29 protein-coding genes are annotated in these 25125 nt (G+C 38.4%); 28 read left to right on the forward strand and 1 reads right to left on the reverse strand.

Features of this window, described 5'->3' with window-relative positions; genetic code table 11:
• The first annotated feature begins 57 nt into the window (after positions 1 to 57).
• The 10 genes from I2F89_RS13635 to I2F89_RS13680 all read left to right on the forward strand — a co-directional run bounded on the left by I2F89_RS13635 (position 58) and on the right by I2F89_RS13680 (position 7952).
• A complete protein-coding gene (locus tag I2F89_RS13635) occupies positions 58 to 339 on the forward strand; it encodes a TIGR04197 family type VII secretion effector (protein ID WP_086334828.1) in 282 nt (93 codons plus the stop codon).
• Positions 339 to 686, forward strand: a complete 348-nt coding sequence (locus I2F89_RS13640) for a DUF3958 family protein (RefSeq protein WP_086334752.1) — start codon at positions 339 to 341, stop codon at positions 684 to 686. Before I2F89_RS13635 ends, I2F89_RS13640 begins: the two co-directional genes overlap by 1 nt.
• A complete protein-coding gene (locus I2F89_RS13645; protein WP_195514506.1) occupies positions 683 to 2212 on the forward strand; it encodes a transposase in 1530 nt (509 codons plus the stop codon). Before I2F89_RS13640 ends, I2F89_RS13645 begins: the two co-directional genes overlap by 4 nt.
• Positions 2213 to 2217: 5 nt before the next feature.
• On the forward strand, positions 2218 to 2574 hold the full coding sequence (locus tag I2F89_RS13650; RefSeq protein WP_065096500.1) for a hypothetical protein: 357 nt from the start codon (positions 2218 to 2220) through the stop codon (positions 2572 to 2574).
• A gap of 360 nt (positions 2575 to 2934) precedes the next feature.
• The gene (locus tag I2F89_RS13655) at positions 2935 to 3486 is read left to right on the forward strand and encodes a 5-formyltetrahydrofolate cyclo-ligase (RefSeq protein WP_065096499.1); all 552 of its coding nucleotides are present in this window, start codon (positions 2935 to 2937) and stop codon (positions 3484 to 3486) included.
• 18 nt (positions 3487 to 3504) lie between these two features.
• Complete coding sequence (locus tag I2F89_RS13660) at positions 3505 to 4209, forward strand: rhomboid family intramembrane serine protease (protein ID WP_065096498.1); 705 nt, start codon at positions 3505 to 3507, stop codon at positions 4207 to 4209.
• A gap of 19 nt (positions 4210 to 4228) precedes the next feature.
• A complete protein-coding gene (locus I2F89_RS13665; protein ID WP_065096497.1) occupies positions 4229 to 4438 on the forward strand; it encodes a YqgQ family protein in 210 nt (69 codons plus the stop codon).
• A 2-nt stretch (positions 4439 to 4440) separates the two neighbouring features.
• Positions 4441 to 5406: an ROK family glucokinase gene (locus I2F89_RS13670; protein ID WP_195514507.1), complete on the forward strand. Its 966-nt coding sequence runs from the start codon at positions 4441 to 4443 to the stop codon at positions 5404 to 5406.
• Between the two features lie 14 nt (positions 5407 to 5420).
• Complete coding sequence (locus I2F89_RS13675) at positions 5421 to 5816, forward strand: rhodanese-like domain-containing protein (RefSeq protein WP_010735146.1); 396 nt, start codon at positions 5421 to 5423, stop codon at positions 5814 to 5816.
• 333 nt (positions 5817 to 6149) lie between these two features.
• Positions 6150 to 7952: an FAD/NAD(P)-binding protein gene (locus I2F89_RS13680; RefSeq protein ID WP_086334826.1), complete on the forward strand. Its 1803-nt coding sequence runs from the start codon at positions 6150 to 6152 to the stop codon at positions 7950 to 7952.
• Between the two features lie 372 nt (positions 7953 to 8324).
• Here I2F89_RS13680 and I2F89_RS13685 read toward each other — a convergent pair whose 3' ends face one another.
• Positions 8325 to 8492 (reverse strand): DUF3042 family protein, encoded by a 168-nt coding sequence (locus I2F89_RS13685; RefSeq protein WP_010735150.1) that lies wholly within the window; start codon positions 8490 to 8492, stop codon positions 8325 to 8327.
• 245 nt (positions 8493 to 8737) lie between these two features.
• Here I2F89_RS13685 and galE point away from each other — a divergent pair, with 245 nt between their 5' ends.
• From galE to I2F89_RS13775, 18 genes are all read left to right on the forward strand, one after another.
• Positions 8738 to 9727, forward strand: a complete 990-nt coding sequence (gene galE, locus I2F89_RS13690; RefSeq protein ID WP_065096439.1) for a UDP-glucose 4-epimerase GalE — start codon at positions 8738 to 8740, stop codon at positions 9725 to 9727.
• A 10-nt stretch (positions 9728 to 9737) separates the two neighbouring features.
• Positions 9738 to 11222, forward strand: a complete 1485-nt coding sequence (gene galT / locus I2F89_RS13695; RefSeq protein WP_195514508.1) for a UDP-glucose--hexose-1-phosphate uridylyltransferase — start codon at positions 9738 to 9740, stop codon at positions 11220 to 11222.
• 29 nt (positions 11223 to 11251) lie between these two features.
• Positions 11252 to 12247, forward strand: a complete 996-nt coding sequence (locus I2F89_RS13700) for a LacI family DNA-binding transcriptional regulator (RefSeq protein ID WP_086334824.1) — start codon at positions 11252 to 11254, stop codon at positions 12245 to 12247.
• A gap of 134 nt (positions 12248 to 12381) precedes the next feature.
• Positions 12382 to 13104, forward strand: coding sequence for a tRNA (adenosine(37)-N6)-threonylcarbamoyltransferase complex dimerization subunit type 1 TsaB (gene tsaB, locus I2F89_RS13705; RefSeq protein ID WP_195514520.1), 723 nt, complete (start codon positions 12382 to 12384; stop codon positions 13102 to 13104).
• A complete protein-coding gene (gene rimI, locus I2F89_RS13710; protein ID WP_074800770.1) occupies positions 13088 to 13630 on the forward strand; it encodes a ribosomal protein S18-alanine N-acetyltransferase in 543 nt (180 codons plus the stop codon). The genes tsaB and rimI (I2F89_RS13710) overlap by 17 nt, the downstream gene beginning before the upstream one ends.
• 6 nt (positions 13631 to 13636) lie before the next feature.
• Positions 13637 to 14107 carry a ribosomal protein S18-alanine N-acetyltransferase gene (gene rimI / locus I2F89_RS13715; protein WP_074800767.1) on the forward strand — a complete coding sequence of 157 codons (471 nt, stop codon included), beginning with the start codon at positions 13637 to 13639 and terminating at the stop codon, positions 14105 to 14107.
• On the forward strand, positions 14104 to 15147 hold the full coding sequence (gene tsaD, locus I2F89_RS13720; RefSeq protein WP_086334821.1) for a tRNA (adenosine(37)-N6)-threonylcarbamoyltransferase complex transferase subunit TsaD: 1044 nt from the start codon (positions 14104 to 14106) through the stop codon (positions 15145 to 15147). Before rimI (I2F89_RS13715) ends, tsaD begins: the two co-directional genes overlap by 4 nt.
• Positions 15148 to 15440: 293 nt before the next feature.
• Complete coding sequence (locus tag I2F89_RS13725) at positions 15441 to 16022, forward strand: hypothetical protein (protein ID WP_074800761.1); 582 nt, start codon at positions 15441 to 15443, stop codon at positions 16020 to 16022.
• A gap of 31 nt (positions 16023 to 16053) precedes the next feature.
• Complete coding sequence (locus I2F89_RS13730) at positions 16054 to 16701, forward strand: class D sortase (protein ID WP_023519871.1); 648 nt, start codon at positions 16054 to 16056, stop codon at positions 16699 to 16701.
• Between the two features lie 9 nt (positions 16702 to 16710).
• Positions 16711 to 17565 carry a hypothetical protein gene (locus tag I2F89_RS13735; protein ID WP_010735160.1) on the forward strand — a complete coding sequence of 285 codons (855 nt, stop codon included), beginning with the start codon at positions 16711 to 16713 and terminating at the stop codon, positions 17563 to 17565.
• Positions 17566 to 17585: 20 nt separating this feature from the next.
• Positions 17586 to 18362, forward strand: coding sequence for a YveK family protein (locus I2F89_RS13740; RefSeq protein WP_010735161.1), 777 nt, complete (start codon positions 17586 to 17588; stop codon positions 18360 to 18362).
• A 12-nt stretch (positions 18363 to 18374) separates the two neighbouring features.
• Positions 18375 to 19052 carry a CpsD/CapB family tyrosine-protein kinase gene (locus tag I2F89_RS13745; protein WP_062805073.1) on the forward strand — a complete coding sequence of 226 codons (678 nt, stop codon included), beginning with the start codon at positions 18375 to 18377 and terminating at the stop codon, positions 19050 to 19052.
• A gap of 17 nt (positions 19053 to 19069) precedes the next feature.
• Positions 19070 to 19810, forward strand: a complete 741-nt coding sequence (locus I2F89_RS13750) for a tyrosine-protein phosphatase (protein WP_071867866.1) — start codon at positions 19070 to 19072, stop codon at positions 19808 to 19810.
• Positions 19811 to 19831: 21 nt separating this feature from the next.
• A complete protein-coding gene (locus tag I2F89_RS13755; protein ID WP_195514509.1) occupies positions 19832 to 21649 on the forward strand; it encodes a polysaccharide biosynthesis protein in 1818 nt (605 codons plus the stop codon).
• 10 nt (positions 21650 to 21659) lie between these two features.
• Positions 21660 to 22289, forward strand: coding sequence for an acetyltransferase (locus I2F89_RS13760; protein ID WP_010735165.1), 630 nt, complete (start codon positions 21660 to 21662; stop codon positions 22287 to 22289).
• Position 22290: 1 nt separating this feature from the next.
• A complete protein-coding gene (locus I2F89_RS13765; RefSeq protein ID WP_195514510.1) occupies positions 22291 to 23409 on the forward strand; it encodes a DegT/DnrJ/EryC1/StrS family aminotransferase in 1119 nt (372 codons plus the stop codon).
• On the forward strand, positions 23402 to 24040 hold the full coding sequence (locus I2F89_RS13770) for a sugar transferase (RefSeq protein ID WP_195514511.1): 639 nt from the start codon (positions 23402 to 23404) through the stop codon (positions 24038 to 24040). The genes I2F89_RS13765 and I2F89_RS13770 overlap by 8 nt, the downstream gene beginning before the upstream one ends.
• Positions 24037 to 25125: a glycosyltransferase family 4 protein gene (locus I2F89_RS13775; RefSeq protein WP_195514512.1), complete on the forward strand. Its 1089-nt coding sequence runs from the start codon at positions 24037 to 24039 to the stop codon at positions 25123 to 25125. The genes I2F89_RS13770 and I2F89_RS13775 overlap by 4 nt, the downstream gene beginning before the upstream one ends.

The following is a 25125-nucleotide window of genomic DNA, read 5'->3' on the forward strand; positions in this document are numbered from 1 at the left end:
ATTGTTATAATGAATATGTAAGCGTTCTATCTAAACATTATGGTAAAGGAGGAAGTTATGGCCACATTCAGCAGTAATTCTCAACAAGCCCAACAGTCCACTTCAAGAATCACCAGTGCAACCAGCCCTTTAAACCAAGCATCATCGCTTCAAAATGACACACGCACCACGCTAATTGGCAATCAAGACATTCAAAGTAGCATAACGTCCGCTAAAAACTCAGCCAATCAAATTGCCTCAGCCATCTCAGGCGCTGCTAATCAATTGCAAACTGCTGCTCAAGGATTTTCTACACTAGACACTCAGTTAAGTCGAGATCTTTTTAAGGAGAGACGCTAATGAATCAATGGACAAATCTTGATACCGAGGAAACGTTGCTGCAAGCAAAAAGAGAAGAACAGGAAAAGAAAATGAAACAACTTGATGCCTGCCGTTCAGATTACCAGAATCACTTTAAAGAAATCGGAAACTTCTTATTTCGATTACAATTGTCTTACCAGAAATCGAATACCTTTACGTCCATCGAAACATTCACCTCGGAGTTTTCACATCAAAGTAGGCGATTGATGAATGGCTTTGATGAATGCCAACATTACGAAATGATCCAACAACAAAAAATCACGCAAAAGCTTGATGAGATTAGCTTTGAGAAAAGAAAAATTTTGTTGGAGGATCAAAACACATGAGTATCGATATGTATCTTTCGGATTCCTTAGCCCAAGCCACGAGCGCCAGTCACTTCTGCCAAAAACAAGTCACTGATTACCAAAATCTCCAACAAGCCATCACTCAATTCACTTTACAAACGCCCAATCTCCAAGGGAAAACCTACGACGCTGCGAAAGCCTATTTTTCCCAAGTACTTTACCCACTCGTCCAAGGAGGAATCTTACTCTCCGAAGCGGTCGAAAAAGCAGCAAAACGATTTCCACAGGAATACATAAATCAAGTTGATTCCATCAGCTTGAAACAATCCGAATTAGAAGCACAGATTCGCCAAATGAATCAGTATATCACTCAAGCCGAGGGAATAAGACAATTGCTTCTTTCACCTCATATGCCAGAAGAACATCAAAGCTTTCAACTCAGTCAGAATACGTTGTTACTCACGATGTATCATGATTTGAAACACAAACTGGAAGAAAAACTCCAAAAACTCTTAGCTTACAACCAAAGCTCCGCGCAATTTTTTACAGAAATCAAAAGTCTCGAACAAGCAGTCAATCAAGGACTTGCTCAAACGAAAACTGCTTGGAATAGCCAAACGAAAACATTCTCTATGCCAAAAGATTTGTCCTGGACAACTACGATCCAAGACAAATGGCAACAAGCAGACAACGAGAAAAAAGGCATCGATCCAACTAAAAACAAAGAACTAGAAAAGTACAACGTCTATGCTCTCATTATTCACGATAACGAGGGCAACCCACGTGTCTTTTGGAAAATCGAAGACAAGCAATCAGGCTACGGCATCGTGAATCCCGAGCTGTATCAATATGTCACGAAAGTAGGTCACTACTTAGACCCTGAACTGATCCAATTGATGACGTACGATACCTACCAAGAGAAAGTCAATGCAGCATGGCGTCAAGGTGTCAATTACGAAACCGGCGAAAAACTAGACCCACTCTTAGGCAGTATTGTCTCTACCTCGCAATACGTCAAAGACGGCTACACATGGATCAATGAATCCGAACTCGGTCAAGCCTTGATGGTATTAGGCTTTACTTACGCCTCATACAAAGTATTGACGACTACTGGTGTGAAACAGGTGGAGAATGGTAAGATTGAGGAGGTGGGTGGTGGAAATATACCAAAGCTATCCACGCTAACTGAAGCAGAGAAACTTAAAATTGCAAATCAATATAAGAAAACAGCACCTATAGATATTCCTGATAACGTAAAAATTAATGCCAAGACAATGAATGCTGGTTATGAACAGATTACTTATAAGTGGAATGATGGTGAATTTAAGTATGAAGTGAGGTGGCATACAAGAACTCCAGGAGCACCTGTAGAACAGGGCAATACATGGGTTATCCAAAGAATACTACCTGGAAATGGAGGGAACAAGCCCCAAAATTTTTTCAAAATTGGTGATAATGAATGGGTAGAAGCGTATAAATGGTATGATGCTATAAATGCAAGAAAAAAAGGAAATGCTACTACAGAACAAATTATAATTTTGGAAAAAGGTCATTGGAAGGAGTGAATGGTATGATTGACAATAAGTTTTATGAAGGTTTTGAAGGAGAAGCAGAGCTTTCTTTTGTAGCTGATGGCAATAAACTTATAATTTGGAACGGGTATTTTGATACAATTTTAGATCACTTATTAGATTGTAATTTAGAAAAAAAGGGGATTTTGAAAGAATACTTTCATCATGAGGGATGGTATGATGATTCACCGTGGTTAATCAAAGATAAATCCCTTATTATTGAACAATTAAAATGTTTTGATATCAACAAAATCAATCAAACCTCAATGAAAGATAGCTTGGAAGAAGTAGTTCAAGCAATTGTTTTATTTTTAGAACACAATTACTTAAGTAAAATCTATATCAACTACGAATAATAAAAGATAGAAATTATAGATGGTAAAAATTCTCTATTCATGAATTATTAAGTTGAAAATTGAAAAACAAATATAAACAAAAAAATCATTCGCATCACTAGTGTTCATCTAGTCTGTGAATGATTTTTCTTCTGCCGTATACATCAAGAAAGAGTAAACTTTATTCATCGATTCCACATAAACTATAATGATTTTCAGTGTTATCTAACGAATGAATGATTGACGATTGTTAACATCAAATGGGGATAGATCGATGTCCTAACTAAAATTAGACAGAACAAATCCAAAAATCTAAAAAGTTAAATTGCTATTTTCTCCGTTTTCCGCTACCATTTTAACAGAAGGTAGGCAGGTGATTATTTGGGACACGAAAAGCAGAAAAAAGAACAGCTCCGTCAATTTGGCATTAATGAACTTAAAAAAATTGCTGCAAGTGGCTATAAAAAAGAAAAAGAACAAAAAATCTATAAGCAATTGTTTGCAACCGAGTATTGGAAACAGGCGCAAGTCATCGGTATAACTCTTTCAAATGAATTTGAAATAGATACACGACCGTTGATCGAACAAGCGAGAGCTTCAGGGAAAATCGTTGTGATCCCTAAGACATTGCCGAAACGTCAAATGGCATTTTATGAGTTCTCTGAGAACACAGTATTGGAACGTTCAAGTTTTGGTGTGTTAGAACCTGTTTCAACGCATCTTTATGAGGCAACGATGATCGATTTATTGATCGTCCCAGGAATCATCTTTCATCCAGATGGGTACAGAATCGGTTTTGGTGGAGGGTACTATGATCGCTATCTGAAAGAGTATCCGCATCAAACGTGCAGCTTGACGTTCAAAGAGATGATTCATAATGATTGGGAACCAGAAGACTTTGATAAGAAAATCCAACATTTATTGAACGACTAAAAAAACAAGGGGGTATATATGAAAGTAAATCGGCAGCAACAATTCAAATTAAAATCTTGGCTCGATGGGCCATTTTTAACACAGATTTTTTTAGTGATCCAAACAATCGTCTTTTTCGCAATGGAGGTATTACCTGGTAATAGCGTGGCTTTTGAACTAGGCATGTCTGGCCAGCATATTGCCTACCTACATGAATGGTGGCGTTTGATCACACCAATATTTATTCATTTTGGGATGATGCATTTTGTACTGAACTCTGTCGTCTTGTATTTTATGGGTTCACAAATCGAAACGGTATACGGTCATTGGCGCTTTTTCTTGATTTATTTACTTAGTGGTATCATGGGAAATGTGACCAGTTTTGCCTTCAATGAAATGAATGTGTTATCTGGTGGGGCAAGTACATCGCTTTTTGGTTTATTTGGTGCATTATTTGTTCTAGGTATTCATTACAAAAATGATTATGTGGTAAAACAGCTGGTACGCCGTTACATGATATTCATTGTTTTTTCTTTTATATTCGGTATATCAGATACCTCAGTGGATATCTGGGGACATGTGGGTGGCTTGATCGGAGGTTTCCTGATAGGGAATCTATTAGGATTACCAAATCGATCCAATGATTACTCGATCCATCATCGTATTATATCGTCGATCGTTTTTCTCTTTCTTTTTATAATATGTGTTTTAGTGGGTTTAAAAAATTATGGAATACTTGTATAATGTGAAGGAAGTGCTTTAAATGGAAAGCTTATACGACGTACAACAGCTATTCAAGAGGTTTGGTATCTATATTTATGTGGGCGCACGGATTTATGATATTGAATTGATGACGATCGAATTACGTAAGCTTTATGATAATCATTTGATCGATCACGAAACATATATGACTGCGTGGCACATCTTAAAAAGAGAACACCGAATCGAAGAGAGCAGAAAGAAAGGAATTTGATCATGGACAAAAAAATTATTGGGATTGATTTAGGTGGAACAACAGCAAAATTTGCGATCTTGACACCTGACGGAGAAATTCAACAGAAATGGAGTATCGATACCAATATTTTGGATGATGGCAAACACATTATTCCTGAAATCATTGAATCTATCAATCATCGTCTGAACTTATACGGTATGAAAGCTGAAGGCTTTATCGGTATCGGTATGGGGACACCAGGGACAGTCGACAGCGAAGCTGGTACAGTGATTGGTGCGTACAATTTAAACTGGCGCGAGCTTCAATTTGTCAAAAAAATGATTGAAGAAGGAACGGGCATCAAATTTGCCATCGATAATGACGCCAATGTCGCAGCACTAGGCGAACGTTGGAAAGGTGCAGGCGAAAATGATCCTGATGTCGTATTCATCACTCTAGGTACAGGTGTTGGTGGCGGTATCGTGGCGGATGGTCATTTACTTCATGGTGTGACTGGAGCCGCTGGAGAAGTAGGACACATTACGATCGATCCAAATGGATTCGAATGTACTTGTGGCAAACGTGGTTGTTTAGAAACTGTCTCAAGTGCGACAGGTGTCGTTCGAGTGGCCCGTCATTTGGCAGAAGAATATGCCGGTGATTCACGCTTGAAAGCGATGCTTGATAATGGTGAAGAAGTAACAAGTAAAGATGTTTTTGAATTAGCAGAAGCAGATGATCCATTTGGTTTGATGGTGGTCGATCGTGTCTGTCTATATCTAGGACTAGCTTGCGGGAATTTAGGAAACACGTTGAATCCATCAAGTATTGTCATCGGTGGAGGTGTATCAGCTGCGGGAGAATTTTTACGCAGTCGTGTGGAGAAATACTTCAAAGAATTTACCTTCCCACAAGTGAGAGAATCAACAAAAATCAAATTAGCTGAATTAGGAAATGAAGCAGGCGTCATCGGTGCTGCCTCATTAGCCTTGAAATATGCTGAATAAAGTGGAGGCACGACATGGTTTTATGGATTATTAACATCATTTTATTACTGATCATCTTAGCTATCGTATTTTGGGAAGTTTACTTACGAGTAATGGCTAAACGTTCTGCAACAATGCTTGAAGAAGAAGAATTTCGTGAAGGAATGCGTCGTGCACAAGTCATCGATGTTCGTGAAAAAGATGTCTTTGACGCGGGTCATATTTTAGGCGCTAGAAATATTCCTTATACAGTGCTAAAAAATTCACTTGGTTCGATTCGTAAAGACCAACCGGTTTATATTTATGATCAAAAGAAAAGTTTGAGTATTCGTACAGCTAACCAACTGCGTAAAGCAGGCTACCAAGATATCTATATCTTAAAAGGTGGCTATGATGGTTGGTCAGGTAAAATCAAAAGTAAAAAAATCTAACGAGGAGTCTTGTACTTCTTATGTTACTTTAGTAGCAACAAGAATAAGAGCGGTTATTCGCTCTTTTTTCTTGTTGTTTTTTCTTATTGCAGAAAAATTATGCTATGATGGAATGAGAGGATATAACAAAGGTAGTCAGCACCAAGTATTTTCCTAAATTCGGTTTTTTGATTTACGGATGTGATTTGGAAATCAGTTGTTCACAGAATGAAAAACATGAAGAACTGTTGCTCCTTAGTGAGTTAGCCAAGTAAATCATTGTAGCGCGTATTGAGTGAAATCAAGAGAAAAGATGCGTGATAACCAAGCAAATACATATAGGTAGGTGGATAGATGAGAATTGGGATCATCGGGGCAGGTCCTCGTGGACTTAGCATGTTAGAGCGTTTACTCTATAATCAACAAGAAGAAGATATTGAGATCCTCCTTTTTGATCCAAGTGGAATCGGTGGCAAGGTTTGGCGAGTCGATCAGCCAAAAGAAGTACTGATGAATTCATTGGCGTCACAAGTGACGATGTTTACGGATGAGACATTAAGTAGTGGCGGCGTGGTCGCTAACGGAGTGAATCTTTATCAATGGGCGAAAGAATTTGCTCCTTCTTATCTTAGTAAGACAACTATCAAAGAAAAAGAAGCGTTTTTGTGTGAAGCAGCTAATTTATTAGAAAACCAACCAACAAGTCGTCGCTTTTTTGGCGTCTATCTCCAATGGTTTTACGCGCGTCTACAAGAACGATTTTCTGATCGTTTCAATTATATACAAGAATTAGTCATCGAAGCCACCAAGAAAGAGAAACAATTCATTCTACAAACTAAAGACGAAGCCTATGTGGTGGACCATCTGATCCTAGCAACGGGTCATTGGGAACATGAACGAACGTCAGAAGAAAGACAATTAAGTGAGTATGCGGCTGAGCATCACTTATTTTACCAAGGACCAGCTAATCCAGCCGATGTTGATTTATCGATGATCCCTGCCCAAGAACCGGTGTTTGTTCGGGGGTTAGGACTCTGTTTTTTCGATTATATCGGTTTGTTGACACAACAACGAGGCGGTCGCTTTGAAGAATTGGAAGGTCGATTGGTTTATCGTCCGTCGGGAGAAGAGCCTATCGTCTATTGTGGCTCTCGGCGAGGGTTACCTTACTATCCCCATGGACGCAACCAGAAAAAAGTTGGCGAGGTGGCACAGCCAGTTATTCTGACGCAAGAACGATTAAATACGTACTATCGGACCCAAAAACTGACTGGACAAGATTTCTTTGCGGACTTAAAAAAAGATCTCGAATTGTTCTATTATAAAAAAGTGATTGAGGAACATGGGTTGTCGATTGCTCTCAGCGAATTTCAAGAAGTCTTTCTTGGAGCTACAGAAAAGGAATGGCTGCAAAAATATCCTGCATTAGCAAACCATTTGTGGTCTTGGAACCTACTTGATCACTTGACCGACCACACGTTACCCTATCCACAAATGAGTCGGAGATATATCGAAGATCAAATCAATGAAGCGCAAAAAGGGAATGTGGACGGTCCATTGATTGCGACGTTGGATGCATTGAAAGATTGGCGAAACATGGTGCATCAAGCAATGCTATGGGAAGTTTTTTCTGCAAAAGAATATAAAGAAGTATTGTGGCAATGGTTCAATACGTTTGATGCTTTTTTTACTATTGGTCCGCCTTTACGAAGAACCCAGGAATTAGCAGCATTGATCGATGCAGGGATATTCCATTTGGTGGAACCTTCTTTTACTGTAGTAGGAAAGGACAAAGGATTTTACCTCGAACGAGAAGGGCTTACAAGTGACTACCTTATTGAGGCACGATTACCAAAAAATGACTTACGAACAACGAGAAATCCAGCCTTGATCAGTCTACGTGATGCCCAGGTCCTTCAGCCATTCCAGTTGCATGATCCAAGTGGCGATTTCGTTTCTGGTGCGGTAGCGATCGAACGAGAAAGTTCACGTGTGATCGATGCACATGGGGAAGTACAAAACAATTTGTATTGTATCGGCATCCCAACAGAAGGGGTAGAATGGTTAACGGCCTCCGTTCCGAGACCCCATGTCGATTTTTGGAACCTTAGACAAATCGATCGTATCGCACAACTGATTTTAGCTGAAGAATCATAAAAGAACGTTCCTTCAGGAGAGTGGGACATTAGTTCTCTCCCACCACCTAAAACCGAATAAACGGCGGGAACAGAAGTAACCTCTTCAGAAATAAGGCGCCATCCACAAAAATTTGAAGAACAATTTTCGTGGATGGCGCCTTATTTCTCGAGGCTAAACACTTCTGTCCCGACCTCTTGTAGGAACGTTCTTTTTGGATAGCACGAGGGAGATAGAAGAAACCTGACTGTGCTATTCGTCAGCTTCCATTTCTATCGTAACTTAAAAATGTGAGTTTTAGAAAAAACTTGTTAGAAATAAAAAAACCCAAAAAATTGAAGAACAATTTTTGGGTTTTTCGTTTTTGAAGCTGAATGCTTCAATCACTCGTTCTTATCGTGATACACGTTTTCTCATTGCTTTTTTACGATTTTCTTCAATCATTGCTTCTTTTTCGTCGATTGGGTCGATGACTGTTTTCTTCACAGAAGTTACTAAACCAGCCACAGCTGCTACAGTAGCCAAGCTACCTACTAAGATACCTGATACAAATTTTTTCATAATGATTCACCTCATTTATCTATTTGACACTTCTATTATGAAGCAAAACAAGGAAAAACGCTAGTCTTTCGTTTTTTTATTTGAAACCCTTTACAATAAATTCTTGAAAAAATTTACTAAATGTTTTATTATAAATTTACTAAATAAAATGAAAGAAGGTTTTGTCAAAAAAGTCCCTGTTTTCTGGTCATCACTTTTGTTAAAATAAATAACGAATATAATTATATGGATAAAGGAGTCTTAACATGACAATTTTAGTATTAGGCGGAGCAGGCTATATTGGTTCCCATGCCGTCGATCAATTAATTGAAAAGGGCTATGATGTAGCAGTCGTGGATAATCTTTTGACAGGCCATCGTCAAGCAGTTCATACTGATGCACGTTTTTATGAAGGAGATATTCGTGACAAAGAATTTCTACGCGGAGTTTTCCAAAAAGAAACGATTGAGGGCGTCTTGCACTTTGCAGCGAGCTCGTTAGTCGGTGAATCAGTTGAAAAACCCTTAGTCTACTTCAATAATAATGTTTATGGCATGCAAGTATTATTAGAAGTAATGCACGAGTTTGATGTGAAACGGATCGTCTTTTCTTCAACAGCTGCGACTTACGGTGAGCCAAAAGAATCGCCGATCACAGAGGAGTCACCAACGAATCCGAAAAATCCTTATGGCGAAAGCAAGTTGATGATGGAAAAAATGATGAAGTGGTGTGACGAAGCATATGGCATGCGTTATGTGGCTTTACGCTATTTTAATGTAGCAGGAGCTAAGAATGATGCGTCGATCGGCGAAGATCATACACCTGAAACTCATTTAGTACCGATCATTTTACAAGTGGCTTTAGGCCAACGAGAGTCATTAGCGATCTATGGCGATGATTATGATACCCCAGACGGAACATGCATCAGAGATTATGTACAAGTAGAAGATCTGATTGCTGCACATATTTTAGCTTTAGAATATTTAAAAGCTGGAAATGAAAGTAACTTCTTCAACTTGGGAAGTAATAAAGGTTATTCAGTCACAGAGATGCTAGAAGCAGCACGAGAAGTCACAGGCCGCGATATCCCTGCGAAAATCGCACCACGAAGAGCGGGTGATCCAAGTCGTTTAGTAGCTTCAAGTGAAAAAGCGAGAGCAATCCTTGGCTGGGCACCTGAATATACAGATGTGAAAGAAATCATCAAAACTGCTTGGGCATGGCATGAAAGCCATCCTAACGGGTATGAAAAGTAGGTGGAAGAAAATGACGATTAGTCAAACAATTGCAGATTTTGTCACACTAGCAATCGCGTCTGGTGGTTGGATGGAAATGGACCGTATCTACTTACAAAATCGTATTTTAGGTCTTATTGGCGAAGAAGCCGGCGACTCTTTTGAAGTACGTCCAGTGCAAGAAGAATCGGTCGATCTATTGAATCGTTTAGTTGAACAAGCAAAAGAAAATGGCTTGGTGACGGATGTAACAGCTGACCGAGAAATATTTGAGGCACAATTGATGGATTTCTTGACGCCACCACCTTCTGTTGTCAATGCTTTTTTTGCTCAACATTATTCAAAAAGTCCAGAAGAAGCGACGGATTATTTTTATCAGTTGAGCCGCAACAATGACTATATCAAAACACGAGCCATCGCAAAAAATATCGTGTATACTTATCCGTCTGAATACGGAGACTTGGAAATCACGATCAATCTATCTAAACCTGAAAAAGATCCAAAACAAATCGCTGCAGAAAGAAAAGCGGTGCATGTCGATTACCCATCGTGTATGTTATGTATGGAAAATGAAGGGTACAAAGGAAGATTGAATTACCCAGCACGAACCAATCATCGAATCATCCGAATGAACTTAGACGGAGAAAGTTGGGGATTTCAGTATTCGCCTTATGCCTACTACAATGAACACTCGATCATTTTATCAGAAGAACATCGACCAATGCGCATCACAAAAGACACGTTTGCTCGTTTGTTGAAGATCACTGAAGTCTTACCACACTATTTCGTGGGGTCAAATGCTGATTTGCCGATCGTTGGTGGATCGATCCTTTCACATGACCATTATCAAGCTGGACGTCACGAATTTCCGATGGCAAAAGCGCCGATGGAGAAATTGATCAAGCTAAGCGAGTATCCGCAGGTGATTGCAGGGATCGTCAAATGGCCGATGTCTGTGATCCGTTTACAGTCGCCCGATAAAGATTTATTAGTAGAAGCAGCGGATGCGGTCTTAAACAAATGGCAGAACTATTCAGATGAATCAGTATCAGTCATCGCCTATTCAGCAGATGGTACGCCACATCACACGATCACGCCGATTGCTCGTCGCAGAGATGATTACTTTGAAATCGACTTAGTATTGCGTGACAACAATGTGTCCGAAGAACATCCTGAAGGGATTTTCCATCCTCATCGTGATATCCAACATATCAAAAAAGAAAATATTGGCTTGATCGAAGTTATGGGGTTGGCCGTCTTGCCACCACGCTTAAAACCAGAATTGGAAGAAGTGAAGCAATATCTACTGGGTGAAGAAAATCAACTCGCGGACTATCATCGTGAATGGGCAGAACAGCTAAAACAAGCAAATCCTGATTTGACTGAAGAGACTGCGACAGTTGTTATCCAAAATGCTGTTGGGCAAGTCTTCGCCAGAGTTTTAGAAGATGCCGGCGTCTTCAAACGGGACGAACAAGGAAGAGCTGCGTTCTTGCGCTTTACTGAAACATTATAAGCATCGGTCAGTTACAGGAGGGGAAACGAATGGCCACAATCAAAGATATTGCTCAGTTGGCGGGAGTTTCTCCTGCCACTGTCTCAAGAGTGCTGAATTATGATGAGAAATTGTCAGTAGGCATGGAAACGAAACAAAAAATTTTTGAAGCAGCTGAACACTTGAATTATAAAAAACATCATAAGAATCTAGCCTCTGAAAAACAAACGATCAAATTGATCCAATGGTATGATACACAAGAAGAATTAGAAGATCTTTATTATCTTTCTATACGCTTAGGAATCGAAAAAAAAGCGGAGGAAGCGAATATTCGCCTGATCAAGGAAACCTGGGATGCCATTAGTGAGCAATCTGCAGATGGAACGATTGCTTTAGGAAAGTTTGACGAAGAGCAATTGAAAGAATTGAAACGTACGCAAGAAAACCTTTTACTTGTCGATTCAGATGGCACAAGATTTGGCATCGATTCTTTAGTCGTTGATTTTGAGTCGAGTCTTCGCTTAGTGATGGATCATTTCTTACAAGAAGAAGTCAAACAACTCGTGATGATAGCCGGAAAAGAGTACACGAAGCAACACCGAACACCGGTGACTGATCCTAGAACGGCAATTTTTCAAAAACTGATCAGTGAAGAAAAGAACCTCTCAGGAAAAATCATTGAAGCGGATTTTTCAGTGGAGGCAGGATATCAAGCTGTTCATGATTTTTTATTGCAAGAAAAGGAATTACCTGATGCGTTGTTTGCTGCGAATGATGCGTTAGCAATTGGTGCATTGAAGGCAATCAAAGAAGCAGGATTGACTATCCCGCAAGATATCTCAGTGATAGGCTTCAACGATATCAGTGTAGCAAAGTATGTCTCACCACCTCTCTCTACAGTTAAAGTGTACACCGAATGGATGGGGGAGTTGGCAGTTGAGACATTGAGCCAGTTGATCCATAGTACTGCACCGGTTTCAAGAAAAATCACGATCGCGACAGAACTAATTTTACGAGAATCAACAAAACAAGCCACGATCAAATAGACGATTATCAACCTAAGTAAAGGGGTGGAAATTTCAACAGCGGCGAGAGCCAAACTTGATTTTTCCTCCCCTTTTTTACCTCGAAGTATGCTACAATGATAAACGACATTAGAGTAGTAGAAGGGAACGGTCAAATGATTACATTAGGGATCGATACAGCAAATCAAACCTTAGCTGTTGGCGTATTGGAAGACGAAACAGTGTTAGGTCAAATCCAAATCAATAGAAAGAAAAATCATAGTCTGACATTGATGCCAGCGTTGGATCAATTGATCTCAGATTGCCAACTCACACCAGAACAAATCGATCGAATTGCTGTGTCAAGTGGTCCAGGCTCTTATACAGGATTGAGAATCGGTGTCACAACTGCCAAGACATTAGCCTATACTTTAAATAAAGAATTGGTGGGTGTTTCCAGTCTTGCTGTACTTGCAGCAAATTGCGTAGGAATCGAAGGAATCATTGTACCGATGTTTGATGCGAGAAGAAAAAATGTTTATGCTGGTGCCTATCGCTGGCATCATGGAACATTAGAAAACGTTCTAGAAGACACCCATATTGCTTTCGCAGAATTAACCGAAAAATTAAAACAAATGGATGGATCGATCACTTTTGTCGGTAGCGATTGCCACAAATTCAACTCAGAAATCGCTGAATCAATGCCTGATGCTAAGCGTAACTCCTTGCCACTTTGGGATATTCCTAGTGGAGTTGTCGTCGCGCAATTAGGGGCTTCAAGTAATCCGGTCAACGATATCCAAGCCTTTTTACCACGTTACTTAAAACGAGTGGAAGCAGAAGAAAAATGGTTGGAGACACATACGCCAGGAGAAGAAAGCTATGTTGAAAAAATTTAAAGCCTATCTACGGACCATGCTTCAAGAAAAAGCAGATTATCCAGAGAAAACGATCACTGTAGGCGAAAAGCAATTTCAAATACGGGAACTGACAGTTGATGATGTCAAGGCATTGTTAAGTATCGAACGGGAAGTTTATTTAGGGGAGTTACCTTGGACAAAAAGTGCATTTATCTCAGAGCTGACTTCCCCATTTATGACTTTATATTTAGGGATATTCGATCGAGAAGAATTATTCGGCTTTGTTGGATCTAGAGTATTAGGACTCGATTGCCATCTCACGAACATTGCGGTCAGTCCCAGTTACCAACGGCAGCGTGTCGGCACCTATTTAATCAACGAGATCGAGACATTCGCACGGATGAATCAATGCGAGACCATGTCATTAGAAGTACGGATCAGTAATCAGAATGCCCAACGCTTATACAGAAAACTAGGTTTCCAATCAAGAAAAGTAAAAAAAGGGTATTATACAGAAACGAATGAAGATGCCTTAGATATGGTAAAACTATTAAAAGAAGAGTGAAATAAAGTGATTGAAGAAAAAACAGCTTTCAAGGATACAAAATTAGCTCAAGCGCTTTGGCAAGTCAGTGACGATGCTTTTTTAAATGGATCACCTTGGACAAAAGAGCAATTTTTGTCTGATATCCAACAACCGCAAACCAATTATTTAGTCCTTAATCAGGCAGATGAAATCATTGGCTTTATTGGATATGCCAAAGTACTTGATGAAGTAGAAGTGACGAATCTTGCAGTTCTGACTGCTGAACAACACAAAGGTGTAGCAAGACAATTATTACAAGAGATGCTGCAACGAGAAAAAGCTAACCAAGCGCATAGTGTTTTTTTAGAAGTACGACAGTCAAATATTGCTGCCCAACACCTTTACGAATCAGAAAAATTCCGCCAAGTAGGTAAACGAAAAGCCTACTATCATGATCCGGTCGAAGATGCGGTCATCATGTGTACAAAGCTAAAAACAGAGGTGATGAAACCATGAACGAAAAACAAACAGAATTGATTTTAGCAATCGAGTCAAGCTGTGATGAAACAAGCGTAGCGGTCGTGAAAGATGGTCAAGAAATCTTATCGAATATCGTTGCCTCTCAAATCAACAGCCATAAACGCTTTGGCGGGATCGTACCTGAAGTGGCCAGTCGCCATCATGTAGAGCAAATTACTTTATGTCTCGAAGAAGCGTTGGTGGAAGCAGGCGTGACTGCTGAACAACTTACCGCGGTTGCTGTCACAGAAGGACCTGGTCTTGTAGGGGCATTACTCATTGGTATTTCAGCAGCAAAGGCTTTTGCTTGGGCAAATCATCTACCATTGATCCCAGTGAATCATATGGCAGGACATATTTACTCCGCCCGCTTCGAAAAAGCGTATGAATTTCCATTAATGGCGTTGTTGGTCAGCGGAGGACACACGGAGTTAGTTTATATGGAAGAAGATGGCGCTTATGAGATCATCGGTGAAACAAGAGACGATGCCGCTGGAGAAGCCTACGATAAAGTAGGACGTGTTTTAGGATTGAGCTATCCAAGTGGAAAAGAAATCGATGAATTAGCCCATCAAGGTAAAGATGCCTATCACTTTCCTCGGGCAATGCTTCGTGAAGATAACTATGATTTTAGTTTCAGTGGCTTAAAAAGTGCATTTATCAATTTAGTCCACAACGCGGAGCAACGAGGGGAAGAATTGGATCGAGCAGACCTTGCTGCAAGTTTCCAAGCCAGTGTTGTGGAAGTCTTGGTAACAAAAACGATACGTGCTTGCAAGAGTTATCCGGTGAAGCAATTGATCCTTGCAGGTGGCGTTGCTGCCAATCAAGGACTAAGAGAAAGCTTGAAAGCAAGTTTAGCCACAGAATTACCTGAATTGGAACTGATCGTACCACCATTACGCCTTTGTGGGGACAATGCGGCAATGATCGGTGCCGCTGCATCCGTCGAATGGCGAAAAGGACATCTTGCTGATTATCGACTGAACGCAGAACCAGGTTTAGTGTTAGGTGAGCCAATAGAAAATGTCAGGTAAATTACCTGACATTCATCTAAGAAATTTGAATGCAAAAAAGATTATATGGATATAATCTAGGTTATTATAAGTATAGTTATGGAATTGGAGACTTCTCCTTTTCCATACACTTAGCATTGACAAGGCTGAAAGGCCCAAAAAACTTAAATTAACTCAGGTTATATAAATTGTGTCAGTTAATTCTATGTGATAGTATAGGAACTGTAGAAAATAAAAAGGATAATGTTATTTTCTATAGTGTTTAAACTGAAGGTTGAAAGCCTTCACAATTCAATGCAAAGGAGGTCGAATGGATGAAAAAGTTTGTCGGATATTTAGTTGTATTTTTCACTGCATTATTGTTCACTGTCCCTGTAGATGCCGCTGGCGCGATTTCTGCGAATGAGCAACAGATCCTAGACTTGTTGAAAGCACCAGTAAGTGTTCAAGGAAAAGAATTCACTGTCCCTGATACTTACATTACACAAGCCGAAAACCATTTGAAACAAAATGATTTAACGGATGCACAAGTAGAAACTGCCGTTACAGGTATTCAAAATGTGCGTAATCTGTTAGGTTCAGTAACAATAGATATGACAGGAGTCAACACGCTTGATGATTTGATCCGTGCTTTACCACGGGATGTCATCATGCAAATCCAACAAGAGGTAACGAGAGTTGCTGACGCGTTGGGATTAGTTGTACTAAGTTGGAATGGTAGCAACATCCAAATCGGTGCGAAAAACGCTGATGGAACAACATCACCAGCTTTTAGTACTAGTTCTCCAATTAAACAAACAGGTGGTAACTATACCGCTAGTGCAATGGCAATTGCTTCATTACTATTAGTCGCAGCAGGTGCGGTTGTAGTAGGAAGAAAGACAAAGATTGCGTAAAAAGCGCAAGCTGCTTAAGAGACTAGGGGCAATGCTTTTTGTCCCTGTCTTTTTTTTGGCAGCTGGTTATTCTCTAATGTACGTCATAGGAAGACCTGTCATTCATTTTGCCACTTCTTCTTTAAATTTGTTTTTACTTTCAGATGTCCCAACATTCGAAACGCAAGAACAAAGCTTTGAAGCTGTAAAAGAAGAAGATGTCGCTAAAGATGAGAACAATGAACTGGCATCTAGCAGTATCGCTTACCCCAGAGGTGGCGAACGTTATGGTGATATCATGGTGGATTCTTTAGATCTGAATGTGCCTTTGTATTTTGGAGATACCGATGAGATATTAAGAAAAGGTGCCGGACAATATATGGGTTCTGTCTACATAGGTGAGACTGGAACGTCACTAGTCGGTGGGCACAATGTTGATGGGTTTGGTAAGCTAAGCGGTATTCAAACAAATGATATCGTGACAGCTAAGACGACCTATGCGAATTACCGCTATCAAGTAAAAGAAATGGTGATTCGTCATAAAGATGATCCGGAAATCAATGAATTGATCAGTCAAAAAGATAAACCAATACTGCTTCTTTATACATGCTATCCTGTTGATAGTTTAGGCATGACGGATGAACGACTTTTTGTTATCTGTGAGTTAGTTGAAGGTCCGTTGATCAATCCTAATAAATAGGAGGAAATCATGAGTACGCAAAAATTCATGCAAAAAGGGTCTCGTTGGCTACTTACTTTTATTTGTTCTTTGAGTTTGTTTGCCGGCATGACGTTAGTTGTATTGAGACTAACGTTGTTCAACCAACAGTTTATGGAAAAAGCCATGGAAGAAGCCAATTATTCAGAAACGATCACCTCTGAGATCAATCAAAGAATCAGCGATCTAGGTCGAGGAAGCAATATTCCTGCAGATGTATTGGCAGACACTGTTCCTCAAGCTTATGTACAATCGAATGTTGAACACTATATTCGCACCATTTATACAGACATTCCTTTTTTGATTGAACGGACAGAGGATGTAGACAAAATCATCCAGAAAAAAGTCGAAGACTATGCGAAAGAAAACAATTATGAAATCAATGCAGAAACGCAACAATCGATTGATAATCTAAAAAAATCTGCCATCGAAACCTATAGTGAATATATTGAGATCCCTTATCTTTTGACCTATGGGAAGCAAGTGATGGGGTATAAAAGAACGCTGACCTTATTGATCTTCTTTACAATGACAGTTTCTGCATTATTAGTGATTGCGATCATTGCAATCGACACACGTTTTTTCCATCGTGCGTTACGCTATTTAAGTTATGCAGTGGGGGGCGCTGGTTTAATGCTTTTAGCGTTACCTCTTTTTGTGTACCTTTCCAAAATGGTCGAGCGTATCGGCATCAATTCAAAGTCGCTCTATCATTTTTTAACTACGTATCTAAGCAACTTTATTGTAACATTTATCCAATGGGGAATCGTGCTCATAATTTGTAGTTTCATCATCTGGATGTTGAGCGAATTATTAAGAAGACGAAAAGTTAAGAAAAGATATTAACGATAGAAAGTGGAGAAAACATGGAAGAAACGATTAGTCTAGGAGAATTATTTGAGATTTTAAGAAAGCGTTGGTTGCTGATTCTTGCGACCACGCTTGCCGGATTTGCATTAGCTGCTGGAGTCACGTTCTTTTTGATCACACCTAAATACAGTTCATCAGCTGAGATGATCGTTCAGTCAAAAGCAGAAAATACGAATACGAATCTACAAGATGTCAACGCTAACGTATTGTTGATCAATACTTATAAAGATATGATTTTAGGCGATGTTGTCATCAATGATGTTCAAAGAGAACTTGAACAAAATTATGGACAAAGTCTTACAAAGGGTGAGTTGAAATCGGTGATCAGTGTCAATCAATCACAAAACTCACAAATGTTCCAAATCGTTGCAACTGTCGATAATCCAGATCATGCGACGGATATCGCCAACGTTACAGCACAAGTATTCCAATCAAAAGCAACGGACGTATTGAATGTCAATAAAGTGACGATCACTTCTGCAGCACAAAGCAATCCTACACCTGTTTCACCAAATAACATGTTGAACGTAGTTATCGGTGGGTTGCTTGGCTTGATGATTGGAGTCGGATTAGCCTTTCTTCTAGAGTTGTTAGATAAAACAGTCAAAGATGAGCGTTTTGTCACAGAAGAATTAGGATTGCCGATTCTTGGAGACGTCAATGAAATGACGAAGAAAGAACTTGAAAACGGCCGTATGTTTCAACCAGCAGAAGTCGAAACGATTGAAACAACAGAACAAAGAGAAAGCCGTCGTTCACGAAAACGTGTATAAGGAGAAGTATTTATGAAGAAAAACACTATTTTACCTGTTTCACTCCTCAGCATTACCGATAAAAATGCCATGGTTTCCGAACAATATCGGACGATTCGTTCAAATATCCAATTTGCTTCTGTCGATCGTGAATTGAAGACGATGGTCGTGACTTCATCTGGTCCAGGTGAAGGAAAATCAACAACAGCTGCTAACTTAGCTGTCGTATTCGCAAATAGTGGCAAACGAGTTTTGCTGGTGGATGCTGATTTGAGAAAACCAAGTGTAGCATTGACTTTTCAATTGCCAAATGTCAATGGATTAAGTAATTTTTTAGGCGATCGTGAAGGAAGACCGGAATCATATTATCATACCAGTTCCGTCGAAAATCTTTGGGTCATGACAAGTGGACCAAAACCACCGAATCCATCAGAACTACTTGATTCGAAACGAATGGAAGAAGTGATCGAACAACTAAAAGCAGTATTTGATTTGATCATTTTTGATTTACCTCCCATTGCAACAGTCACTGATGCTCAAATCTTAGCCGCAAAAACAGATGGGACACTTTTAGTCGTCCGAGAACGCAAAACAATGAAACAAGAATTAATCAAAGCGAAAGAACTGCTATCCATTGCACAAGCAACGATTTTAGGTGTTGTTTACAATGGTGCGAAGAAGAATGCAGATTTTAATTATTATTACTATTGATGAGGAAGTGAGCAAAAATGATTGATTTACATTGTCATATTTTACCTGGTATAGATGACGGACCAAAAACGGTTAAAGAATCGATCGCCATGGCAGAAGAAGCTGTTCGACAAGGAATCACCCACATTTTATGCACCCCTCATCACAATCAACGTTTCACCAATGAAAAAGCAGATGTATTACTAGCTGTCGAAGACTTGCAAAAAGAACTCGATCGACAGTCCATCCCCCTAACTTTATTTGAAGGACAAGAAGTTCGAATAAAAAGAAATCTAATAGATGAAATTAAAAGTGACAAGATTCTTTTTGCAGATGTTACCGATCGCTATTTGCTAGCTGAGCTACCAACAAACAGCATTCCCGAATACACAGAAAGTTTGTTTTATGAATTACGTCAGATGGGGATCGTACCAATCATTGTCCATCCTGAGCGGAACCGTGGTTTTCAAGAAAGTCCTAATCTATTATTACCCTACTTGAATATGGGCTGTTTGGCGCAGTTGACTGCACCAAGTATTGCAGGAGTTTATGGCAAACAGATCAAGAAGTTAAGTGAAGAACTGGTTCAACATCGGCTTGTCCAGATGATCGCCTCAGATGCCCATAGTCGAAAAGATCGGGATTTTTATATGGAGAAAGCCTATAGTATCGTAGAGAAAAAATTTGGACCAAGAGTTATCGAAGAAATGGATCAAGTAACAAGAGACATCATCAATGGGGAGCAAGTGCATGCAAAAGATTTTCGACCTATTGTATAAAAGTTTTAGGGGGCGCAGGGGTTGTTTGAACTTACTAGAAGAAGAAAAGTAATCATTTTAGTTTTGGTTGATAGTTTGTTATTAGGCATCTCTATATTATCAAGCTATTATTTTATGACACCATTTGTTGGTATCGATCAAGATTATTTAGCCGTGAATTTAGGCGTATCACTAATTTTTTATATTGGATATGGCATGCTGTTCAAAACATTCACGCGAATCAATCGATATACGAATTTAAATGAGATGGCAGCTATTTTTTCAGCCATTACTTGTACCGTTATTTCATCATTTATCATTCAATATTTGTTTATGCAAAAAATCAGCCTTAGATTACAATTATTAACTTACATCTTATCTATGTTTCTCATCATCAGCAGTCGTTTATTCTGGCGTATATATATCGAACATAAAGCACAGCGTCAAGAATCGCCACTAAACAAACACAGAACACTGATCATCGGAGCTGGCGAAGGCGGACGTATCCTATGCAATAGTATTCTTAGTTCAAAAGCAATCAACGATTTAGAAGTGATTGGCTTTGTGGATGATGATCCAAACAAATATAAAACATATTTATCTGGGATAAAAGTCGTAGGGAATACCAAGGACTTACCAAGATTGATCGACGAATTGTCGATTGACATGGTAACGATCGCGATACCTTCCTTGCCACGAAAAAGAATTCGTGAAATTTTCCATCTTATCGAATCAAAAGAAGTCAAGATGAATACTATGCCTTCGATTGAAGAAATCGCATCAGGAAAAATCAATGTTTCTCGCTTGAAAGAAATCGACGTAGTCGACTTGTTAGGACGAGAAGAAGTCAAATTAGATTTAGACAAACTAAAATCACACATCTCAGAAAAAGTCATACTTGTTACCGGAGCTGGAGGCTCTATTGGTTCAGAAATTTGTCGTCAAGTACTTGCTTTTTCGCCAAAAAAATTACTCTTATTAGGACATGGTGAAAACTCGATTTATTTGATTCATCGCGAACTATCAGGAGATCCCACTTATAATAAAACAGAAATCATTCCAATTATTGCTGATATCCAAGACCGTGAAAAGATCTTCCATATCATGAAAGAACATCAGCCAGATATCGTCTATCATGCAGCAGCACATAAACATGTACCGTTGATGGAATATAACCCAAGAGAAGCAGTAAAAAACAATATCAAAGGAACAAAAAACGTAGCTGAGGCTGCCAAAGAAGCGAATGTCAAAAACTTTGTAATGGTTTCCACAGATAAAGCAAATAACCCACCAAATGTAATGGGAGCCACCAAACGAATCGCAGAAATGATCGTGACAGGCTTGAATGGAGAAAACTGTACCAAGTTTTCGGCTGTAAGATTTGGTAATGTATTAGGCTCCCGCGGAAGCGTGATCCCTGTTTTTCGAGAACAGATCGCAAAAGGCGGACCAATCACGATCACCGACTTTCGGATGACCCGTTACTTTATGACGATCCCAGAAGCAAGCCGTTTAGTCATCCAATCGAGTGCATTAGCCAAAGGTGGCGAAATCTTTGTCTTAGATATGAGTGAACCAGTTAAAATCTTAGATCTTGCACGAAATATGATCCGCTTGAGTGGATACACTGAAGAAGAAATCGAAATCGTCGAAACAGGCATTCGACCTGGCGAAAAATTGTATGAAGAACTGTTATTGGACAAAGAACGAAATGATGAACAGGTGTATGAGAAGATTTTTGTCGGGAATATCAAAGGCTATCCGATTCAAGAAGTGATGCAATTTGTAAATAATTTATCTGATGATGATAAGCAACTAGCGAAGGAAGTCGTGGCATTTGCAAGAGCTTCGAGTAAGTAGGGGGAGTGTCATGAAAGCAATAATTGTTGGTGCTGGAGGATTCGGTAAAGAACTCGCCTTTTTATTAAGTAGACAGTCTGAATACGAGTTAATTGGATTTGTTGATGATGTCAAGACGGTAGATGAAAAGATTGTTGGAATACCAGTGCTAGGAAAAATAGAATTATTAACAAAAATGGAACTAAAGATTGCTGTATTTATAGGAATTGCTAATCCGCGTATTAAGGAAAAAATTTTTTTGGAATTGAAAGGTAATAATAATCTGACATTTCCAAATCTGATTGATGCTACTGCTTTAGTAGGATTGAATGTACAACTAGGTATAGGGAACATTTTGATGCCTTACACAACTTATACAGCCGATATAACAATAGGTAATTTCAATATGTTCAATATCTATTCAACAATTGGGCATGATTCAAAGATAGGAAACTATAATTCAATCTATCCAAATGTAAATCTGTCTGGTTATGCACTATTAGGCAATCGAAATGAAATCGGAGTCGGAACTAAAGTGATACCAGAAGTCTCGATTGGCCAAGGAAATATTATAGGCGCAGGAAGTGTAGTTGTTAAGGATATTCATAACAATACAAAAAGTGTGGGAGTGCCTGCAAAAATAATAGAAAGTTGGGATTAAGATGGAAAATGAACGAATACTCCTAGCATCACCACATATGAGTGATGAAGGATACGAACAAGAATATGTCAAGGAGGCATTCGACACCAACTGGGTTGCTCCGCTTGGTGCAAATGTCAATAACTTTGAAAAAGAATTGGCTGAGTATGTAGGGATTGACCATGCGGCTGCATTGACTTCAGGTACAGCAGCCATCCATTTAGCATTAAAAGCAGCTGGGGTTGGACAAGATGATATTGTGATTTGTCAATCATTAACATTTTCAGCTACTGTAAACCCTATCGTCTATCAAGGTGCAAAACCAGTGTTTGTAGATAGTGATAATGAAACTTGGAATATGGACCCTGAACAACTTAGAATCGCTTTAGAGAAATATCCTGAAGCAAAAGCAGTAGTTGTCGTTCATTTATACGGTTTATCTGCAAATTTAGATGAAATCATCAAGATATGTAAAGAATATCAAGTGACATTGATCGAAGATGCGGCAGAGTCACTAGGTACAACATATAAAGGTCAATATACAGGCACATTTGGGGAATATGGTATCTATTCTTTTAATGGAAATAAAATCATTACCACATCTGGTGGAGGAATGGCTGTTTCAAATAATCCTGAACGAATTGAAAAGATTCGATTTTGGTCAACACAATCCCGGGAACAAGCACGCCATTATCAACATAATGAAATAGGCTATAACTATCGTATGAGCAATATTGTAGCAGGGATCGGCAGAGGACAGCTAAAAGTCTTGTCAGACCGAATCAACAAGAAACGATATATTTATGATTACTATAAACGTGAACTATCTGACATTGCTTCCATTTCCTTCATGCCTGAAAATGAATGGAATCAACCTAATTATTGGCTAAGTGTGATTTTGCTTTCAGATGTGGATACGAATATGCTTATGGATGAATTGGATAAAGCAAATATCGAAGCACGTCCTGTCTGGAAACCAATGCACCTACAACCAATTTTTGCAGAATATGATTATGTTGGAAATAATGTTGCTGAAACATTATTTAATACTGGTGTGTGTTTGCCATCAGATACGAAGATGACAGATGAAGATTTGTCTCGAGTCGTGAAAACAATAAAGCGAGTGTTGCAACATGAATAATAAAAGCGTATATCAGAAATGGGGAAAAAGAGCATTAGATATATGTTTCTCAGCTCTTGCTCTTGTTGTCTTATCGCCTGTTCTTTTAATCGTAGCTCTTTTAGTAAAAATTAAATTGGGCTCTCCAATCATATTTAAGCAAGATCGACCTGGAAAAGATGAAGTCATTTTTTCCATGTATAAATTTCGTACAATGACGGATGCAAAAGATGCAAATGGAAATTACTTACCTGATAATGTTCGGTTAACGAAATTTGGACAATTACTACGAGCAACCAGTTTAGACGAATTACCTGAACTTTGGAATATCTTAAAAGGGGATATGTCCTTTGTGGGTCCAAGACCTTTATTAGTTGAATATTTGCCTTTATATAATGAGAATCAAAGAAAACGTCATAGCGTCCGCCCAGGATTGACTGGATTAGCGCAAGTCAAGGGTAGGAATGCGATTAGTTGGGGAGAGAAGTTTGAGTATGATGTAAAATATCAAAGAAAAATTTCTTTATGGTTTGATATTTTAATAATTATGACAACGATAAAAAAAGTAATTATTAAAGAAGGAATTCTAAATGAAAATCAAGATATGGTGGTATATAAATTTGATGGCAATGATAAAGAGGAATTAAAATGAAAAAAATAATGATATTAACTAATAGTGATTTTGGTTTGTATAAGTTCCGTAAAGAACTTATTGTTGAGTTGCTTAAACATTATAAAGTATACATTTCTGTACCCGACGGAAAATTCATTAAATATTTCAGACAAATAGGGTGCACAGTATACTGTACACCAATTGATCGGAGAGGTAAAAATCCAATTAAGGATTTTTTACTTTTAAATCATTATACAAAAATATTAAAGAAAGAGAAACCAGATTGTGTATTAACATATACAATTAAACCTAATATTTATGGTGGACTTGTGTGTAAAATATTGAAAATCAAATATTTTGTTAATATTACAGGATTAGGTTCAGCATTAGAAAATAAATCCACTTTATCACATATTTTATTCAAAATATATAAAAATGTATTAGATAGTTCAGAAGTTGTTTTTTTTCAAAATAAATCAAATCAGATAAAGATAAATAAGAGTATAAAAAATTCAGTTAAACAAGTTCTATTACCAGGTTCAGGTGTAAATTTAGAAGAATATTCTTTTATAAACTATCCTAAAAATAGTGGCGAAACAAATTATATTTATGTTGGTAGAATTATGGAATCAAAAGGGGTAAATGAATTATTAGAGGCTTTTAAACTTTTAAAGAATAAGTATGTGAATGTTAGTTTAACATTCATTGGAAATTTTGAAGAAGACTTCGATAAAAAACAATTTAATGATTTATACAAAAAAGGAATTATAAACTATATGGGTATAAAAGAGGACATAAGAAGATTTTATAAAGAATCTAATGTAATTGTAAATCCATCTCATCATGAAGGTATGTCAAATGTATTATTAGAAGCTGCCAGTTCTGGAAGACCGATGATTGCAAGTAATATTCCTGGCTGCAAAGAGATTGTAAAAAATGATTATAACGGTTACCTATTTGATACTAAGGAAGTTCAAAGTTTGTTTTTAGCATTAGAAAAATTTCATCTCTTATCGCATGAAAAAAAATTAAAAATGGGGAAAAATGCGAACAATTATGTTACAAAATATTTTAATAGAAATATTATTATTGATACTTATCTTAATGAAATTAAGGAGAAATAA

The sequence above is a fragment of the Enterococcus sp. 1001283B150225_161107_E12 genome, assembly GCF_015556925.1.
GTDB lineage: Bacteria > Bacillota > Bacilli > Lactobacillales > Enterococcaceae > Enterococcus_B > Enterococcus_B mundtii.

Excerpts from the sequence above, each read along its gene's own strand:
- I2F89_RS13635 (WP_086334828.1), top strand. The coding sequence starts at position 58 with ATGGCCACATTCAGCAGTAATTCTCAACAAGCCCAACAGTCCACTTCA.
- I2F89_RS13640 (WP_086334752.1), top strand. The coding sequence starts at position 339 with ATGAATCAATGGACAAATCTTGATACCGAGGAAACGTTGCTGCAAGCA.
- I2F89_RS13645 (WP_195514506.1), top strand. The coding sequence starts at position 683 with ATGAGTATCGATATGTATCTTTCGGATTCCTTAGCCCAAGCCACGAGC.
- I2F89_RS13650 (WP_065096500.1), top strand. The coding sequence starts at position 2,218 with ATGATTGACAATAAGTTTTATGAAGGTTTTGAAGGAGAAGCAGAGCTT.
- I2F89_RS13660 (WP_065096498.1), top strand. The coding sequence starts at position 3,505 with ATGAAAGTAAATCGGCAGCAACAATTCAAATTAAAATCTTGGCTCGAT.
- I2F89_RS13665 (WP_065096497.1), top strand. The coding sequence starts at position 4,229 with ATGGAAAGCTTATACGACGTACAACAGCTATTCAAGAGGTTTGGTATC.
- I2F89_RS13670 (WP_195514507.1), top strand. The coding sequence starts at position 4,441 with ATGGACAAAAAAATTATTGGGATTGATTTAGGTGGAACAACAGCAAAA.
- I2F89_RS13675 (WP_010735146.1), top strand. The coding sequence starts at position 5,421 with ATGGTTTTATGGATTATTAACATCATTTTATTACTGATCATCTTAGCT.
- I2F89_RS13680 (WP_086334826.1), top strand. The coding sequence starts at position 6,150 with ATGAGAATTGGGATCATCGGGGCAGGTCCTCGTGGACTTAGCATGTTA.
- I2F89_RS13685 (WP_010735150.1), bottom strand. The coding sequence starts at position 8,492 with ATGAAAAAATTTGTATCAGGTATCTTAGTAGGTAGCTTGGCTACTGTA.
- galE (WP_065096439.1), top strand. The coding sequence starts at position 8,738 with ATGACAATTTTAGTATTAGGCGGAGCAGGCTATATTGGTTCCCATGCC.
- galT (WP_195514508.1), top strand. The coding sequence starts at position 9,738 with ATGACGATTAGTCAAACAATTGCAGATTTTGTCACACTAGCAATCGCG.
- I2F89_RS13700 (WP_086334824.1), top strand. The coding sequence starts at position 11,252 with ATGGCCACAATCAAAGATATTGCTCAGTTGGCGGGAGTTTCTCCTGCC.
- tsaB (WP_195514520.1), top strand. The coding sequence starts at position 12,382 with ATGATTACATTAGGGATCGATACAGCAAATCAAACCTTAGCTGTTGGC.
- rimI (WP_074800770.1), top strand. The coding sequence starts at position 13,088 with ATGTTGAAAAAATTTAAAGCCTATCTACGGACCATGCTTCAAGAAAAA.
- tsaD (WP_086334821.1), top strand. The coding sequence starts at position 14,104 with ATGAACGAAAAACAAACAGAATTGATTTTAGCAATCGAGTCAAGCTGT.
- I2F89_RS13725 (WP_074800761.1), top strand. The coding sequence starts at position 15,441 with ATGAAAAAGTTTGTCGGATATTTAGTTGTATTTTTCACTGCATTATTG.
- I2F89_RS13730 (WP_023519871.1), top strand. The coding sequence starts at position 16,054 with ATGCTTTTTGTCCCTGTCTTTTTTTTGGCAGCTGGTTATTCTCTAATG.
- I2F89_RS13735 (WP_010735160.1), top strand. The coding sequence starts at position 16,711 with ATGAGTACGCAAAAATTCATGCAAAAAGGGTCTCGTTGGCTACTTACT.
- I2F89_RS13740 (WP_010735161.1), top strand. The coding sequence starts at position 17,586 with ATGGAAGAAACGATTAGTCTAGGAGAATTATTTGAGATTTTAAGAAAG.
- I2F89_RS13745 (WP_062805073.1), top strand. The coding sequence starts at position 18,375 with ATGAAGAAAAACACTATTTTACCTGTTTCACTCCTCAGCATTACCGAT.
- I2F89_RS13750 (WP_071867866.1), top strand. The coding sequence starts at position 19,070 with ATGATTGATTTACATTGTCATATTTTACCTGGTATAGATGACGGACCA.
- I2F89_RS13760 (WP_010735165.1), top strand. The coding sequence starts at position 21,660 with ATGAAAGCAATAATTGTTGGTGCTGGAGGATTCGGTAAAGAACTCGCC.
- I2F89_RS13765 (WP_195514510.1), top strand. The coding sequence starts at position 22,291 with ATGGAAAATGAACGAATACTCCTAGCATCACCACATATGAGTGATGAA.
- I2F89_RS13770 (WP_195514511.1), top strand. The coding sequence starts at position 23,402 with ATGAATAATAAAAGCGTATATCAGAAATGGGGAAAAAGAGCATTAGAT.
- I2F89_RS13775 (WP_195514512.1), top strand. The coding sequence starts at position 24,037 with ATGAAAAAAATAATGATATTAACTAATAGTGATTTTGGTTTGTATAAG.